Raw genomic sequence first — 16,798 nt, forward strand, 5'->3', positions numbered from 1 at the left:
CCGGGGCCGGAAAACGTGACTATCTGAAACCATTATGGACTGACTGAACCGCCTGTGCCATGGCGATACAGTTCCGACCCTGCTTTTTGGCCCGATACATCGCCTTGTCGGCAGCAGCGCAAAGTGCATCCAGGGTATCGCCATGGTCGGGAAAAACCGCCACGCCAATACTGATGGTCAATCGAATGTTGTGACCGGATTCCAGGGCAACCGGGTGATTACAGACACGCTGGCGCAACCGCTCAGCCGTTTCCTCCGCTTCGGCAACGTCCATTTCTGGCAGAATAAGGACAAACTCCTCGCCCCCGAAACGGCCCAGGGTATCAACGCTGCGAACGCTGTCCTCGAGCAGACTGCTGATGGAACAGAGCACGGAATCCCCTGCAGCGTGGCCCCAGGTATCGTTGATTTCCTTGAAGTGGTCGAAGTCGATCCACAACAACGCGAGGGGACGGTTGTACCGACGCGCCCGCTCCAGCTCTTCGATCAGCACCCGTGAGCACTCCCGGCGGTTGAGCACGCCGGTCAGTGAGTCCCGCGTCGCCAGTGCTTCGAGCTCGTTTTCCAGCTGCTTGCGGTCGGAAATATCCAGAATAATGCCCTCAAGCACCATGGTGCCGTCATCATCCAGCACGCCGCAGCCCCGCTCCCAGACCCATATCTTCCGTCCGTCCTTGCGGGTAATGGCGTACTCGACGGAAAAGGACTCATCTTTGCGGACCGCCGCTTCCACGTCCTGCGCGACCTGTCCGGCGTCTTCCTCATCCATCAGGGCCGCGTAGCTGGTGATTCGATTACGAATCAGCTCCTCAGGTTGATACCCCGTGAGATCGGCACACCCGGCCGATACGAACAACATGGTCCAGTCTTCGTCGGGCAGGCAGCGGTAGGCCATACCGGGCAGGTTATCCATCAGCACCGTCAGCTGTCGTTCACGGCGACGGAGCGCCCGGCGCTGGTCGGCTTGCAGGGACAGCAGCAGGCGATCCTTGTTGAGCTGGCGCAGAATCACCGTGAACAGCACCAGGCCGGTCACCACCACAAACAGGACCCCTTTCCAGGTCTGTACCAACGACAACATGCGGGGATCTGGAAACCAGAGCTCGACGATACGATCCGAGAAAGTAATCCAGATAAACCCGGCCACCAGATACACCAGTGTTGTCCACAGCGCCCGTCTTCGCGGACTGTGGCTTTCCTTCAGTCGGGTCAGCCCCGGATAATCCGGCCGTTCTGGCTGCATGCCAATTTCCTTGTCGCCTCAAGCTTCCTATACAAAAAATAGACAGTTACGGCTCATGAGTCGAGAAGGATTTGCAGTTTCAGTCGGGATCGATGACACTAAACGTGACACATGATCGCGTTATGGATAACAAGAATGAGATTGCACCAGCATCTGCCTCGGGCCATTGTGGCCACCATTACCATCGGCCTGGCTGCCTGTAATGGCGGTCACAGCCCATCCGCTGCCGTTCAGGCCCATGCCGCCAACAGCAGCCCGGCGAGCCCGGAACTGGCCGCGGTTTACCAGCGGTCCTGCCAGGCCTGCCACGCCCGAGGCACCTCGGATGCCCCCTTGACCGGCCACGGCGAGGCCTGGCAGCCAAGGCTGGCCAAAGGCATGGAAACCCTCGTGGATAACGTGGTCTCTGGTATCGGTGGCATGCCACCCTACGGGCTCTGTATGGACTGCAACGCCGAGCAGTTCCGCCAGCTGATTCGCTTTATGGCCACACCCGCCGAAGCGGAGGACCACTGACGATGCAACGGCGCCATTTCCTGCAGTTACTGGTCAGCACTGCCATCGCCAGCCATCTGACCGGTGCCACCGCCAGTGAGAGCGCATTGCCGGCTGCGGGCGAGCCATCACAAAGCCCTTTGCCCTGGCGAAACTGGTCCGGCTCCCAGACCTGCCTGCCCGAAAACCGGATTGCTCCGGCCAACATTGACGAGCTCCGGCATCTGCTGCAGAACTCTGACCATGCGGGGACTACCATACGGCCCGTGGGGTCCGGGCACTCATTCTCAGCCCTGGTACCCACTGACGGTATTCTGGTCTCGCTGGCGCGCATGACCGGTGTTCTCAGCCACGATGATCAGCAGTGCCGGGCTCGCATCGCTGCCGGAACCCTGCTGGGGCAGGTGGGCCGGCCGCTGGAAGACATCAACCAGGCATTGTTCAACATGCCGGACATTGATCAACAGGCCCTGGGTGGACTGTTGGCCACTGCAACCCACGGCACCGGCGCCGGGTTGATGAGCCTGTCCGGCTATGTCGAAGCCCTCACGCTGATGACCGCCGGGGGCGAGCAGCTGGAATGCAGCCGGCGCCAGCACCCGGAGGTTTTCCACGCCGCCCGGGTTGGCCTCGGCTGCCTGGGCATTGTGACCGACGTGACGCTGCAGAACACCCGACCTTACCGGTTGCGCAAGACCACCGAATGGCTACCGCTGGACGACATTCTGGATGCTGCCGATGCGCGCGCCGACCAGCATCGCAACTACGAGTTCTATTACATTCCGTTCTCCGGCATGGGTTTTACCAGCCAGCATGATCTGACCGACGAACCGGTATCGGCCACCGCCCAGCTGGACCAGAACGACGGCGCCCGGGATCTGCAGCGGGCGCGGGACTATCTGGCCTGGTCACCCCGGTTGCGCCGGCTGATCCTGGGCGGCTATATCCGCACCCTGGATAAAGAAGTGAAAGTGGCCGCGTCCTGGCAGAACTACACCAGCGACCGCAATGTCCGTTTCAATGAAATGGAATACCACTTGCCGCGGGAAAACTGGCAGCTGGCCTTCCGGGAGATCGTATCTGTGGTGGAAGCACAGTTTCCCGAGGTGTTCTTTCCCTTCGAGGTTCGCTTTGTGAAGGCAGACGATGCCTGGCTCAGTCCGTTTTACCAGCGCGATTCCGTGTCCATTGCGGTACACCGGTTCTTCGAGGAAGACTATCAACCCATGTTCGCAGCGCTGGAGCCCATTTTGCTGCGGCACGGCGGCCGGCCCCACTGGGGCAAACTCAACACCCTCAAATCCGGCGATTTCCGGGCCCTGTATCCCAGGTGGCAGGATTTTCTGGACGTGCGGCGCAGCCTGGACCCGGGCGGACGGTTTCTCAACCCTTACCTGGCCGGCCTGTTCGAGACGACCGGAGGGAGAGCGTAACCATGGCCCACAGTGATGCCTTTGTTCGACAACGCCGCCGGCTTCTGCTTGGCGCCACCGCCCTGGGTGCCGCCGGCGCCCTGGCCTGGTTGCGACCAGAAGCCCGCCGGGACGGTCATCACCCCTATTTCCGGGCTCTGGACGCCGCCCTTACTGAAGCCGGCCTGGCAACCCCCACACTGGTGCTGGATCAGGCCAGACTGGAGCACAACCTGTCGGCCCTGAACAGCCATCTGAACGGCGAATACCATTACCGCATTGTGGTCAAATCACTGCCGTCACTGCCGCTTCTGCAACGGATCATGGTGGCTACCGGCAGTAACCGGCTGATGGTATTCCACCAACCCTTTCTCAACACCGTGGCCGAGGCCCTGCCTCAGGCGGATGTGCTGATGGGCAAGCCGCTTCCGGTGGCCGCCGTTGACCGTTTCTACCAGCAGCTGACATCCAGCACCAACGGTTTCCGGCCAGAACAGCAACTGCAATGGCTGGTGGATTCCCGGCAGCGGCTTGAAGCCTATGAAGGTTTTGCCCGGTCACAGCAACGCCGGCTGCGTATCAATCTCGAGATCGATATTGGCCTGCATCGGGGCGGATTCACCGATACCGGCGAACTGGCCCGGGCCCTGACCACGATTGACCACTCGCCCTGGCTCAGTTTCAGCGGATTCATGGGCTACGAACCTCATATCATGAAGGCACCGGGGCCAGCAGCATGGCTGCGGGACCGGGCCATGGCTCGGTATCGGGACTATGTGGCCACCGCCGAGCAACATCTGGGGCGTTCCCTGGCAGGCCTCACGTTCAACAGCGGCGGCTCCACCACCTATCAGCTCTATCGCGGCCTGTCCGGAGAGCTGCCCGTGAATGAGCTCTCCGCCGGGTCCGGCCTGGTAATGCCCACGGATTTCGACCTGCCGACGCTGGCCGGTCATCTGCCCGCCGCGTTCATTGCCACACCGGTCCTCAAACTGCTGGAAACCACCCGGATTCCCGGCGCACCCGGGCTGGGCCGGCTGCAGGCGCTGTGGAACCCGAACCGGGCCCGCACGGCCTTCATCTACGGCGGCAACTGGCCGGCAACGCCGGTGTCACCGGCAGGATTAACCGATAATCCGGTCTACGGCCGATCCAGTAATCAGGAAATGCTGAATTTCGCCGATGGGCTCGATCTGGCAGAGGGCGACCGGGTGTTCCTGCGGCCGCACCAGAGCGAATCGGTCTTCCTGCAGTTTGGAGACCTGGCCGTCTTCGATCCGACCCGGGGAGCGATTACCGACCGCTGGCCGGTGTTCCGGGAAGGATGAACTCGTTGGCGGCACATGCTTTAATCGGTGCTACGTTCGATCCAACCAACAGGAACCGTCATGACCCCTGCAATCAACGCCGCCAAACAAGCCCGGGTGAACTACACCATCCACGAGTACGAGCACGATCCGGCTGCGGAAAGTTATGGGGAGGAAGCGGCGGAAAAAATCGGTGCGAACCCGGCCCAGGTGTTCAAGACCCTGGTAGTCAGCCTCGATGGTAAGAATCTGGCGGTGGGCATCGTACCGGTCACCGCCATGCTCGGTTTGAAACAGATTGCCAAGGCTGCCGGCGCCAAGAAAGCCGTCATGGCCGACAAACAGCTGGTGCAGCGCACCACCGGCTACGTCTTGGGTGGGGTCAGTCCCCTGGGCCAGAAAAAACCTCTGAAAACCTTCATCGACCAGTCTGCCGAGGGCTTCGAAACGATCTTTGTCAGTGCCGGCAAACGGGGCCTGGAAATCGAACTGGCACCCGCCGATCTGGCCCGACTGACCCAGGCCCGGTTCGCTCCGCTGCAACAGGAGTAAGGGGGTGAATCACGCCAGCGACCTGATCCTTATCGGTAGCACCCTGCTGCTGGCACTCGCTGCGCACGCCGTGGGCCAGAAGGTACACGTGCCCCGGGTGACCCTGCTGCTGTTGCTGGGCGCCCTGGCTGGACCGGATCTTCTTGACCTGCTGCCGGATAACGCAGACCAGAGCTTCAGCCTGATTACCCAGTTAACCCTGGCGATGGTGGGGTTTCTGCTGGGTGAACGGATGTCGGCACGGGATCTCAGGCAGGGAAAAGAAGCGCTGATTGTCAGCCTGGCCGTCACGTTGCTGACCGCCATGGCCGTCATCCTGGCGGTCTGGGCCGTCACCGGCAACCTGCCGGCAGCTCTGCTGCTGGGCGGCATCGCCACCGCCACGGCACCGGCAGCGACCCTGGATGTCCTGCGCGAAGCGGGCGCCAACGGTCCGCTCACCCGGCTGGTGTTTCAGGTGGTCGCCATCGACGATGCCTGGGGCGCCATACTGTTCAGTGTTCTGTTGGTGGCGGCCGGTCTGTTGCTGGGCAACGGCGACCTGAGCGGCCCCACGGCCATGTTGCACGGGCTCTGGGAAGTGGCAGGCTCGGTGCTGCTGGGTATGGTACTGGGGTTTCCCATGGCCTGGCTGACAGGGCGGCTACGGCCGGGTGAACCCATGCTGCTGGAATCCGCCGGGTTTGTCTTTGTCGCGGCGGGGCTGGCCAGCTGGTTTGGCCTGTCGTACCTGCTGACCTGCATGACTCTGGGCATTGTGGTGGCGAACCGAGCCCGACATCACGTTCGGCCGTTCCGTTCCATCGAAGGCATTTCCGAGCCCTTCCTGGCACTGTTTTTCTTCATGGCCGGCTACCAGCTCGACTGGCTGGCGCTACCCACCCTCGGTGCGCTTGGCCTGGCCTATGTACTGGCCCGCATTGGCGGCCGGCTGGCCGGTGGCTACCTGGGCGGCCTGCTCGCCGGCTCCGCTCCGGAAACCCGGCAACGTATCGGTGCCTGCCTGATGCCCCAGGCCGGCGTTGCCCTTGGCCTCGCCCTGGTGGCCACCGAACGGCTGCCGGAGCTTGGCTACATTCTGCCTCTGGTGATTGGCGCTACGGTGGTATTCGAGTTGATCGGCCCGCCAATGACGCTGCTTCAGCTACGCAAGGCCGGTGAAACCGGACAGGGCTACCAGGAAGAGCCAGACCAATAAAAAACCCGGTGAGCTTCAAGCGCACCGGGTTTCGGGGATTCATGCCGGGCCCATGGCCCGGCTGAAACACTGGCCTTACTTCACGGAATCCCGTGCCTCGGCCAGGATCTTGTTGAAAGTGGCGCTCGGCTGCATAACCTCGCACACCTTCTCCATGGGCGGATGGTAGTAACCACCGATATCGGCCGGATGGCCCTGCACCACGGTCATTTCTTCCAGGATCTTGTCCTTGTTCTCCTCCAACTGGGCAGACAGCTTGGTGAAGAATTCTTTCAATTCCTTGTCTTCATCCTGTTTGGAGAGCTCTTCCGCCCAGTAGCGGGCCAGGTGGAAGTGTGAACCACGGTTATCCAGCTCGCCGGTTACCCGCGACGGAGACTGGTTGTTTTCCAGCAGTCGCTCGGTGGCCTTGTCCATAGTCTGGCCCAGCAGGCGGGCACGCTCGTTGTTCTGCTTCTCGCCCAGCTCGTCCAGAGACACCGCGGTGGCCAGGAACTCACCCAGGGAATCCCAGCGCAGGTGGTTTTCCTGAATCAGCTGCTGTACGTGCTTGGGTGCGGAACCGCCGGCACCGGTCTCATACAGACCACCGCCGTTCAGCAGCGGCACGATGGACAGCATCTTGGCGCTGGTGCCCAGCTCCAGGATCGGGAACAGGTCGGTCAGGTAGTCACGCAGCACGTTGCCGGTGACAGAGATGGTGTCCAGGCCGCGAATCAGACGCTCCATGGTCCAGCGAATGGCGCGAACCGGAGACATGATGCGAATGTCCAGACCTTCGGTGTCCAGTTCAGCCAGGTAGGTTTTGACCTTCTTGATCAGCTGGGCATCGTGGGCACGCTCATCGTCCAGCCAGAATACAGCCGGCATGCCGCTGGAGCGGGAACGGTTAACCGCCAGCTTGACCCAGTCGCGGATCGGCAGATCCTTGGTCTGGCAGGCACGCCAGATATCGCCTTCCTCAACCTTGTGCTCGGTCAGGACAGTGCCGTCTTCGGCCACAACGCGCACGACACCGTCTTCCTTCATTTCGAAGGTCTTGTCGTGAGAGCCGTACTCTTCGGCTTTCTGCGCCATCAGGCCCACGTTCGGAACGGTACCCATGGTGGTGGGATCAAACGCGCCGTGGGTCTTACAGAAGTTGATCACTTCCTGGTAGATGGTGGCGTAGGTGGACTCCGGCATCACCGCCTTGGTGTCCTTCAGCTTGCCATCACGGGCCCACATCTTGCCGGAGTTACGGATCATCGCCGGCATGGAGGCGTCGACAATGACGTCACTCGGCACGTGCAGGTTGGTGATCCCTTTAACAGAATCGACCATGGCGATTTCCGGACGGTGCTCGTAGCACGCGTGCAGGTCTTCCTGAATCTGCTCCTGCTTGGATTCCGGCAATTGCTTGATCTTCTCGATCACGGACGACAGGCCGTTGTTCGGGTTAACACCGATTTCCTGGAACAGCTCACCGTACTTGTCGAACAGTTCCTTGTAGAAAACCTTCACCGCGTGACCGAACACGATCGGGTGGGAGATTTTCATCATGGTGGCTTTCACGTGCAGGGAGAACATCACGCCGGTGTTCTCACAGTCGGCGATGGCGTCCTCAAAGAACTTCACCAGCGCCTTCTTGCTCATGAACATGCCGTCGAGCACTTCGCCTTCCTGCAGCGGCAGGTCGGATTTCAGAACGGTCTGCTCGCCCTTTTTGTTCTCGAACACGATGCGGGCGTTGGTGGCCTTGTCCAGGGTCACGGACTGCTCGCTGGAGTAAAAGTCACCACCGCGCATGTGCGCCACGTGGGTACGCGAAGCCGGGCTCCATTCGCCCATGGTGTGCGGGTACTTACGTGCGAAGGCCTTGACCGCGGCCGGCGCGCGACGATCGGAGTTACCTTCACGCAGTACCGGGTTAACGGCACTGCCCAGCACCTTGCTGTAACGGGCGTGGATTTCTTTCTCTTCGTCGGTCTCCGGGTGCTCCTTGTACTCGGGCACCTTGTAGCCTTGCTCGTTCAGTTCTTTGATGGCGGCACGCAGCTGGGGGATGGAGGCAGAGATGTTCGGCAGTTTGATGATGTTGGCGTCCGGATCCTTGGTGTACTCACCCAATTCAGCCAGGGCATCCGGAACCCGCTGGTCTTCCTCAAGGTAGTCCGGGAAGCCTGCCAGAATACGCGCCGCGAGAGAGATGTCGCTGGTTTCGAAGTCGATGCCAGCCGGCTTGGCGAAGGTTTCCAGGATGGGAAGCAGTGACCGGGTCGCGAGGGCGGGGGCCTCGTCGGTCAACGTGTAGACAATCTTGGCTTTGGATGATGTCATTTTCGTCCTCAGGCTATTGGGTGGGTTCAGGACGGTCATGGCGCGGTCGGGCGTCTTGTGAACGTCCGGTCGGGCCAGTGACTGATTCGGAACTTTTGATAGACCTACTAAGATAGCATTTTTTACAAAATTTTGGTTACGATCTTAGTATAAGAACGGACTTAAAATGCCTGATCTTCCGTGACAGGACGATGAAATGGCGGGAATTTACGAAACTTTCTAACATTTATCAGGTATGGGGTAAGCGTGACAGGGGGAGAGCTTTCCAAAACACGCTGTGAATACCTCCCTGTACGCTCTGCTCCGCCATCCATGGCTCCGCAAGGTTTTGGAAAGCTCTCCCCCTGCCACGCCCAAACGATGTACGGGTAGTCCAATTTCATCGTCGCAGAGTTCGCAAATATGGGCTGTTTTGTCGACAAAACAGCCCATATCGGCACACTTCACATTCCCCTTTATCCAGAATCAGTCGGGCAACAACCCTGCTTGCGCCAAACGTTCCCGAATCCGGTCCAGCGCTTCCGGGTTGCCCAGTGCATCCCGGTTGTCGGCTTTCCTGGAGCCGTTGATCAGCCGGGCCACCGCGAGTTCCACTTTTTTGCCGCTACGGGTGTAGGGAATGTCCGGCACCTCGACAATGTGTTTGGGCACATGTCGGGGGCTCGCGCCTTCGCGGATTCGGGTTTTCAGGGTTTTGACCAGGTCATCGGTGACGTTCTGGCCTTCGGCCGGAACCACGAACAGCACCACTTCCACGTCGCCGTCGATCTGGCGTCCGACCACGAGGCTGTCTTTAACCGCGTCAACGGTTTCCACCTGACGGTAGATTTCGGCGGTGCCGATGCGCACGCCGCCAGGGTTGAGGGTGGCGTCGGAGCGGCCGTAGATAATGGCGCCGCCGTGTTCGGTGAATTCAATGAAGTCGCCGTGGGCCCAAACTCCGGGGAAGCTGTTGAAGTAGGCATCGCGGTAGCGTTCACCGTCCGGGTCCTGCCAGAAGCTGACGGGCATGGAGGGCAACGGCTGGCGGCAGACAAGTTCGCCCCGGCCTTCGCTGACCGGCTGGCCGTCGTCGCCGTAGGCGACCGCGTCCACGCCCAGGAAGCGGCACTGGATTTCACCTCTTCGCACCGGTAACAGTGGTGTTGATCCCACAAAGCAGCCGCAGATGTCGGTACCGCCGGCGATGGAGCCCAGCAATACGTTGGGAGCACCGTCGGTATAGATCCAGTCGTAGTCTTCCGGCAACAGCGGGGAGCCGGTAGAGAACACCACACGCAGGTGGCTCTGGTCCAGGTTTTTCGCCGGTTGCAGTTCAGCTTTGCGGCAGCCGGCGATGAAACGGGCGCTGGTGCCGTAGTGGGTGACCCGTTCTTTCGCTACGGTATCCCACAGGAAATCGAGACTCGGGTAACCCGGGGAGCCGTCGACGGTGATCACGGCGGCGCCGGTCATCAGGGCAGAGGCCTGCCAGTTCCACATCATCCAGCCGCAGGTGGTGAAATAGAGGAAGCGGTCTTCCGGGCCCACGTCGCCATGGAGCATCAACTCCTTGGCGTGGTTGACCAACAAGCCGGCGGTGCCGTGCACGATGCACTTGGGTTTGCCGGTGGTGCCGGAGGAGTAGAGGATGTACACCGGGTGATCCGGATCGACCGGGGTGAACGAGGGCGCCTGGCCTTCACCGGCCTTCAGGGCATCCTCCCAGGTGGTAACCAGTTCGCCGGGGATCGGTGCTTCATCGGGCAGTTGGGCAATGCTGACCACCACCTTCAGGGAGGGCAGGCCAGCGATCAGCTCGGCGAAGTCGGCCTGGCGCGCGAACACTTTGCCGCCATAACCGTAGCCGTTGACCACAACCAGGGCTGAGGGCTCGATCTGGCCGAAACGGTCGTTGATGGCGCCGATGCCGAAGTCCGGTGATGCGGAGCTCCAGATCGCGCCCAGGCTGGTGGCCGCCAGCATACCCACCAGGGCTTCATAGCCATTGGTGACCACACCCGCCACCCGGTCGCCCTTGGTAATGCCCTTGCTGCGCAGGAAGGCTTCCAGAGCACCGGCGTCGGCTTTCAGTTCGGCGTAGGTCTTGCGCAGTGCCGGGCGGGTTTCGCAGTAGGCCACCACCGCTTCTCTATCAGCATGGTCGCCGTCCGCCAGCCGCAGCAGGTTGGCGGCAAAATTCAGTTTCATGCCCGGGAACCATTCCGCACCCGGCATTTCCCGGTTGCCAAGCACCTGTTGGGCCGGTGTCTCGCAGACCAGGCCGCAGTAGTCCCAGACCTTCTGCCAGAAGGTGTCCAGTTCGGTGATCGACCACTGGTGCAGGGCGTGGTAATCATCAAAGGGGCCAAAGCCCTGTTGCTCCAGCCAGGCCTTGAACTGGCCCATGCGGGAACGGGTGAGGGTGTCCTGGTCCGGGGTCCAGACAACCGGTGATTGTTCTGTGTTGCTCATCCGTCTCTCCAGAAAATTACTGCATATGCCAGCCGTGGCTGACCACGATCGACTGGCCGGTCAGGGCAGCGGACGGGAAGGCTGCCAGATGCACCGCCAGTTCTGATACGTCTTCCAGGGTGGTGAACTTCCCGTCCACGGTGTTCTTGAGCATGACCTTGCTGATCACTTCTTCTTCGGAAATGCCCAGCTCTTTGGCCTGCTCCGGTATCTGCTTGTCCACCAGCGGTGTGCGTACAAAGCCGGGGCAGATAATGTTGCTGCGTACCCCATGCTCGGCACCTTCTTTCGCCACCGCCCGGCACAGGCCCAGCATGCCGTGCTTGGCGGCGACGTAGGGCGCTTTCAGGGGCGACGCTTCCACCGAGTGTACCGAGCCCATATAGAGCATAGTACCCCCACCTTGGGCGTACATCTGGCGCAGGGCCGCCCGGGTCACCAGGAAGGCACCGTCCAGGTGCACGTTCATCACCTTGCTCCAGTCGGCGTAGGCCAGCTTGTGCACCGGGTCGATGTGCTGGATACCGGCGTTGGCCAGGGCAACATCAAGCCTGCCCCATTGTTCAACAATGCTGGCCACGCCCTGGTCGACCGCCTGTTCGTCGGTGACATCCATGGCCAGGGCCAGGGCCGTGCCGCCGGCCTGTTCAATGGCAGCCACGGTGTCGGCGGCACTTTCGAGGGTCAGGTCTGCCACCGCCACCCGAGCCCCTTCACGGGCGTAATGTTCAGCAATGGCGCGGCCAATGCCCCGGCCAGCGCCGGTAATCAGGGCAACTTGATTGTGAAGACGCATGGTCACAGTCTCCTTTCAGGATTGGAATTGTTATTGGAATCCGGAGAGAGGGCCGGTCAGCCCCCTCCGTATACCTCGTTGGGCAGCCAGGTGGCCAGCGGCTCGAACCAGAACACCAGGGCCAGCGCCAGCAACTGCAGGGCAATAAACGGAAGCACGCCCAGATAGATATGCCGTGTGGTGATGCCCGGCGGGCACACGCCCTTGATATAGAACAGTGAGAAACCCACCGGTGGCGTCAGGAACGAGGTCTGCAGACAGATGGCGAACATGATGGCAAACCACACCGGCTCCACGCCCATCTTGAACAGCACCGGCGCCACCAGCGGCAGGATGATCAGGGTGATTTCCACCCAGTCCAGGAAGAAACCGAGCAGGAAGGTGATGAACAGCACCGTCAGCAGGACCCCGGTGGTACCGAAAGGCAGCCCGGTAATGGCGCTTTCAATCACCTCGTCACCACCCAGGCCACGCAGCACCGAGGCAAACACCGTGGCACCGATAAAGATGCCGAAGATGAAGGCCGAGGTGCGGCTGGTCTGGTACAGTGATTCTTTCAGGGTGGCCATGTCCAGGCGCTTGCTGACAAAGGCCATCAACATGGCGCCACCAGCACCCACGGCCGAGGCTTCTGTGGTAGTGGCAATGCCGAAGAAAATGGAGCCCAATACGGCAATGATCAGGGCCATCGGTGGCAGCACCGCCTTCAGCACATCCAGCCAGGCCCGAGCATCCAGCGGCTCCCGGTTCTTCGGCGCAGGCGCCAGGTCTTTTTTCAGGAACGACGCTATCAGAATGTACAGGATGTACATGGCCCCGAGCATGATGCCCGGAATCAGCGCCCCCATGAACAGTTTGCCAACCGAGGCATCTGAGGTACCCAGGCGATCCGCCATCAGCACCAGCATGATACTGGGTGGCACCAGGATACCCAGGGTACCCACGGAACAGGCCGTGCCCACGGCCAGGGATTTGTTGTAGTTGGCCTGCATCATCGGCCCCAGGGACAACATGCCCAGCAAGACCACGGAGGCCCCGACAATACCGGTGGAGGCGGCCAGCAGCACGCCGACAATCACCACGGTAATGGCATAACCGCCACGCAGCGGGCCAAGCACCCGCACCAGGCTGTGCATCAGTTTCTCGGCAATGCCGGAGCGGTCCAGCATGATGCCCATGAAAATGAACATCGGCAGCGCCACCATCAATTCATTGGCGACAATGCCGTAGATTCTGGCATCCAGCACCCCCATGGTGCCTTGCCAGGTAAACCAGAGCGGGGAGTCGAAATACTCCACCATCACGTGTCCGACAATGGCGAACACAAGACCAATACCCGCCAGTGACCAGGCTACCGGGAACCCCAGCAGCAGGAGCACCATGAAGCTGGCGAACATGGCGATAACAAGAATCGCTTCTACACCCATGACGTCTGCCTCGTGATTCAGGGATTGGGATGGCCGGTAGACCGGCGATCGTCTTCAGGGGGCGTTACGGCCCGGGGGAACCCGAACAGGAACGTGGCGCAACGCAGGAACCGGGAGAACAGCGCGATCATCACGAAGATCAGTCCCAGCGGCAGCATGCTTTTGAAAATGAACCGGTACGGCAGACCACTCGGGGCCTGGGAACGCTCGCTGTATGTCCAGGCTTTCCAGGCGTAGGGCACCAGCACTTCCACCATCAGGTAGATCACCGGCAGCGCAAGCAGGGCAATGCCCAGCAATTCAATGACGGCCTGGGCCCGGGGCGGGAACTTTTCTTTCAGCACGTCGACCCGCACGTGGTCGTCACGCACCACGGCGTAGCCCAGGGTCAGCATGGTGGCAGTGCCGAACAGGTGCCAGGACAGCTCTTCCAGTGCAATGGAACCCTGAGACAGCACGTATCGTGAAAACACGTTGATAAGCACCACCACCAGTACACCGATCCACAGCCAGGAAGCAAAACGGCCGACCGCCACCACCAGGCGATCCAGGCGCCAGGCCAGGGCGTTGGTGGGCAGAAAATCCTCGCCCGGTGCCGGGGACTGCTCACCCCCGGAGACATTGGTATCAGTCACAACAACCTCGAATAGTCCGGATGCAGAGAGGGAATGCAGGCGGCATCAACGCCGCCTGCCATGATCATCATCCGCTGATCAGTCGTACTGGTAGAAATCCCGGGGCAGGTAGCCCTTGGAGTGCCAGATGGAGTGATGTTCCATGAACTCACGCTGGCTGGTGAGAACGCGCTTGAACATTTCGTCCTTGGCGGCGATTTCGTCCAGCACCTCGTTGGTGACCTTCTGCAGCTCCCGCAGGACAGGCTCCGGCAGGGTCTGGGCGGTTACGCCTTCTTTCTCATAGTCACGCAGGGCGGTTGGCTGGGCCCACTCGCTCTCGGCAAACCCCTTGAGAGTGGCCGACTCACAGCCCATTTCGATGAGGGCACGGGTTTGCGGCTCCAGCTTGTCCCAGGTGTCCTTGTTGACCAGCAGGTGCGAGGTGGTCAGGGTCTGGTGCCAGCCAGGCATGATGTAGTTCTTGATGATCTGATCCAGGCCCAGCATCTTGTCGATGGCCGGCTGGGAGAACTCGGTGGCATCAATGGTCTTGCGCTCCAGGGCCTGGTAGATCTCGCCACCCGGCACCATGGTTACCGATGCGCCCAGCTTCTCCAGGACCTTGCCGCCAATGCCGGCAAAGCGGATCTTCAGGCCGTCAAAGTCGTCCATGCCCTCGATGGGCTGCGCGAACCAGCCAGCGCCTTCCGGGCCGATGATGGAACACAGCATCGGGTGGATGTTGCGCTCCGCGTAGATTTCTTCCAGCAGCTCGCGGCCATCGCCCTCGTAGTACCAGGCCAGATACGCCGGTGGCTCCATGTTGAAGGGTGCGCCGGAATACAGCGGCAACGAAGCAATGGTGCCCTGGTCATAGCCGACCCAGGTGTAACCGGCGGGGTATTTGCCACTGCCAACGGCGTCCATGATTTCGAACGGCGGCACCAGTTCGCCCGGCTCGTAATAACGCAGCTGGATATCGCCACCGGAGATATTCTTGAGATTCTCGGTAAGGTGCTTGACCGGTGTGGTCAGACCCACGAGATGGGATGGAAACGCCAGAGGAACCTGCCAGCGAACCTTCTCTGCGGCCACGGCGTCCGCACTGGCCAGACCACCGGTGATAACCGCGGCGGCGGTAATGCCATAGGTCAGTTTTGAAAGCTTATGCTTGATCGACATGAAATGGATCCTTTTTGTTGTTGTCGTACAGCCACCGGTTCTTGCCGGCGGGCTACGTCTGAAATTGATCAGACAACGCAGGAAACCATAGCTGACTTTGGGTCGGGTCCAACGAGTTTGCGCCAGCTTTGTTTTCTTACGTTGTTCTGACGTCCTGCAAACAGGCTATAGCAGACACCGTGCCACAGCCGATAATGCCTTTTATTTCATGCAGATAGATATTTTAGGCAGTTCTGGAGTCAAGGCAGCTGTCCGGCAATCCGGACACTCATCGACAATGGTCGTAGGTTATTGTACGGATAACGGGACAGCCGTCCGGAAATCAGGACAATCTGGCCAACTTCTCGTAGAGCACGGAACGGGAAATCCCCAGCAGCCGGGCGGCCTTGGTACGGTTGCCACGGCAGGTCACCAGGGCCTCTTCAATGGCCTGGGCTTCGGCCTCAGCTACAATGCGGGCCAGCGGGCGCACAGAGCGGGCGGGAACCGGAGAGACCAGACGCTGGCCAGCACGGGGTAACACTTTGAAGATAGCATCGGCATCCAGCAGTTCACCGTCTTCGCTCATGGTCAGGGCCCGCTCCAGCACGTTGCGCAATTCCCGGATGTTGCCCGGCCAGTCGTAACTACCCAGGGCCGCGACGCCGGCATCGGTAATCTCGCCACGCATGTCCTGGCCCTCGCAGATTTCACCCAGCAGGGCTTCGCACAGCACACCCAGATCTGCCAATCGGTCCCGCAGAGGCGGGATATTGATCTCCAGCACATTCAGCCGGTAGTAAAGATCCGAGCGGAAGCTGCCTTCGGCAATCATGGCCTCCAGGTTGCGACTGGTGGCCGCAATCACTCTCACATCCACCGTCGTCACCGTGTTCGAACCCAGGGCCTCGATCTCGCCCTCCTGCAATGCCCGCAACAGCTTGGCCTGCAGGGGCAGCGGCATATCCCCCACCTCATCCAGAAACAGCGTACCGCCGTTGGCCAGTTGGAACTTGCCCTCCCGGGTACGACGGTCGGCACCGGTGTAGGCACCCGGGGCGACACCGAAGAACTCCGCCTCCAGCAGGTTTTCCGGCACCGCCGCCACGTTCACACCAACAAAGGGCTTATCTGCCCTGGGAGACACCGCATGGATAGCCTGGGCCAGCACCTCTTTGCCAGTGCCGGTCTCCCCCAGCAGCAGCACCGGCATATCCCGGCCTGCCGCCAGTCGCGCCCGGCGCTTCACCTCAAGGGCCGCCGGACTGCCACCGACAAAATCGCCCAGACTGTAGCGGGTGCCCCGGCTTTTCTTCGCCAATGCCTTGCGGGCCGCTGCCAGATCCCGGTGCAGGCGCCGGTATTTGGACACCAGCGGTGTCAGCGGTTGCAGATCATCATAGAGCACGAAGGCCACGGCACCGACAATGCCGCCCTGGTCGTCGTAATACGGCAGGCGTGTGACCACCAGTTGCTGCTTGTTGTGTTCCATGATGTCCAACAGCAGGGGCTTCCCGGTTTCCACCACCTCAGGCATCCGGGTCTGCGGAATCACCTTGCGCACCGGTTTGCCAATGGCGTGGGAAGGGTCCACCAGGCCCAGCAGCTGGGAATAGCTGCTGTTGATCCAGGTGATGTTGGTCTCACGGTCAACAGCGATGGCACCGGCACTGGCCTCCTCAAACATCGGGAACAGGGCTTCGATCAGGTCACGGGTCAGGCCGCTCTTGTTCTTGTTGGTAAACAACTCGCTCATAGTCCGCGTGCTCACGGGTGGGGATGGTTTCATGGGCAATCCTTGGGCGTCCGGATTTCCG

General features: G+C 60.9%; 13 protein-coding genes. 5 read left to right on the plus strand and 8 right to left on the minus strand.

Annotation, left to right across the window (positions count from 1 at the left end):
* Nucleotides 1-19: 19 nt before the first annotated feature.
* Nucleotides 20-1,243, minus strand: coding sequence for a sensor domain-containing diguanylate cyclase (locus JIF53_RS05825; protein WP_014420074.1), 1,224 nt, complete (start codon nt 1,241-1,243; stop codon nt 20-22).
* A 135-nt stretch (nt 1,244-1,378) separates the two neighbouring features.
* Between JIF53_RS05825 and JIF53_RS05830 the strand changes: the two genes are divergently transcribed.
* The 5 genes from JIF53_RS05830 to JIF53_RS05850 are packed head-to-tail and all read left to right on the plus strand — an operon-like array spanning nt 1,379 to nt 6,207.
* Nucleotides 1,379-1,759 (plus strand): c-type cytochrome, encoded by a 381-nt coding sequence (locus JIF53_RS05830; RefSeq protein WP_041654417.1) that lies wholly within the window; start codon nt 1,379-1,381, stop codon nt 1,757-1,759.
* Nucleotides 1,760-1,761: 2 nt separating this feature from the next.
* Complete coding sequence (locus JIF53_RS05835; protein WP_199452045.1) at nt 1,762-3,171, plus strand: D-arabinono-1,4-lactone oxidase; 1,410 nt, start codon at nt 1,762-1,764, stop codon at nt 3,169-3,171.
* Nucleotides 3,172-3,173: 2 nt separating this feature from the next.
* Nucleotides 3,174-4,478, plus strand: coding sequence for a DSD1 family PLP-dependent enzyme (locus JIF53_RS05840; protein ID WP_199452046.1), 1,305 nt, complete (start codon nt 3,174-3,176; stop codon nt 4,476-4,478).
* 60 nt (nt 4,479-4,538) lie between these two features.
* The gene (ybaK, locus tag JIF53_RS05845) at nt 4,539-5,009 is read left to right on the plus strand and encodes a Cys-tRNA(Pro) deacylase (protein WP_199452047.1); all 471 of its coding nucleotides are present in this window, start codon (nt 4,539-4,541) and stop codon (nt 5,007-5,009) included.
* 4 nt (nt 5,010-5,013) lie between these two features.
* On the plus strand, nt 5,014-6,207 hold the full coding sequence (locus tag JIF53_RS05850) for a cation:proton antiporter (RefSeq protein WP_121208062.1): 1,194 nt from the start codon (nt 5,014-5,016) through the stop codon (nt 6,205-6,207).
* A 75-nt stretch (nt 6,208-6,282) separates the two neighbouring features.
* On the opposite strand, the gene JIF53_RS05855 is transcribed toward JIF53_RS05850, so the two are convergent.
* From JIF53_RS05855 to JIF53_RS05885, 7 genes are all read right to left on the minus strand, one after another.
* Nucleotides 6,283-8,526 (minus strand): NADP-dependent isocitrate dehydrogenase, encoded by a 2,244-nt coding sequence (locus JIF53_RS05855; protein ID WP_011783670.1) that lies wholly within the window; start codon nt 8,524-8,526, stop codon nt 6,283-6,285.
* Between the two features lie 465 nt (nt 8,527-8,991).
* Nucleotides 8,992-10,980: an acetoacetate--CoA ligase gene (locus tag JIF53_RS05860; protein ID WP_199452048.1), complete on the minus strand. Its 1,989-nt coding sequence runs from the start codon at nt 10,978-10,980 to the stop codon at nt 8,992-8,994.
* A 16-nt stretch (nt 10,981-10,996) separates the two neighbouring features.
* Nucleotides 10,997-11,776 (minus strand): 3-hydroxybutyrate dehydrogenase, encoded by a 780-nt coding sequence (locus JIF53_RS05865; RefSeq protein WP_199452049.1) that lies wholly within the window; start codon nt 11,774-11,776, stop codon nt 10,997-10,999.
* A gap of 56 nt (nt 11,777-11,832) precedes the next feature.
* Nucleotides 11,833-13,203 carry a TRAP transporter large permease gene (locus JIF53_RS05870; RefSeq protein ID WP_022991812.1) on the minus strand — a complete coding sequence of 457 codons (1,371 nt, stop codon included), beginning with the start codon at nt 13,201-13,203 and terminating at the stop codon, nt 11,833-11,835.
* 17 nt (nt 13,204-13,220) lie between these two features.
* Entirely contained in the window at nt 13,221-13,838 is a 618-nt protein-coding gene (locus tag JIF53_RS05875) for a TRAP transporter small permease subunit (RefSeq protein ID WP_014420064.1), read from the minus strand.
* A gap of 78 nt (nt 13,839-13,916) precedes the next feature.
* A complete protein-coding gene (locus JIF53_RS05880) occupies nt 13,917-15,002 on the minus strand; it encodes a TRAP transporter substrate-binding protein (protein ID WP_014420063.1) in 1,086 nt (361 codons plus the stop codon).
* A gap of 322 nt (nt 15,003-15,324) precedes the next feature.
* Entirely contained in the window at nt 15,325-16,770 is a 1,446-nt protein-coding gene (locus JIF53_RS05885) for a sigma-54 interaction domain-containing protein (RefSeq protein WP_416234182.1), read from the minus strand.
* Between the last annotated feature and the right edge of the window lie 28 nt (nt 16,771-16,798).

Source organism: Marinobacter sp. bablab_jr008 (genome assembly GCF_016464145.1).
Classification (GTDB): Bacteria; Pseudomonadota; Gammaproteobacteria; order Pseudomonadales; family Oleiphilaceae; genus Marinobacter; species Marinobacter nauticus.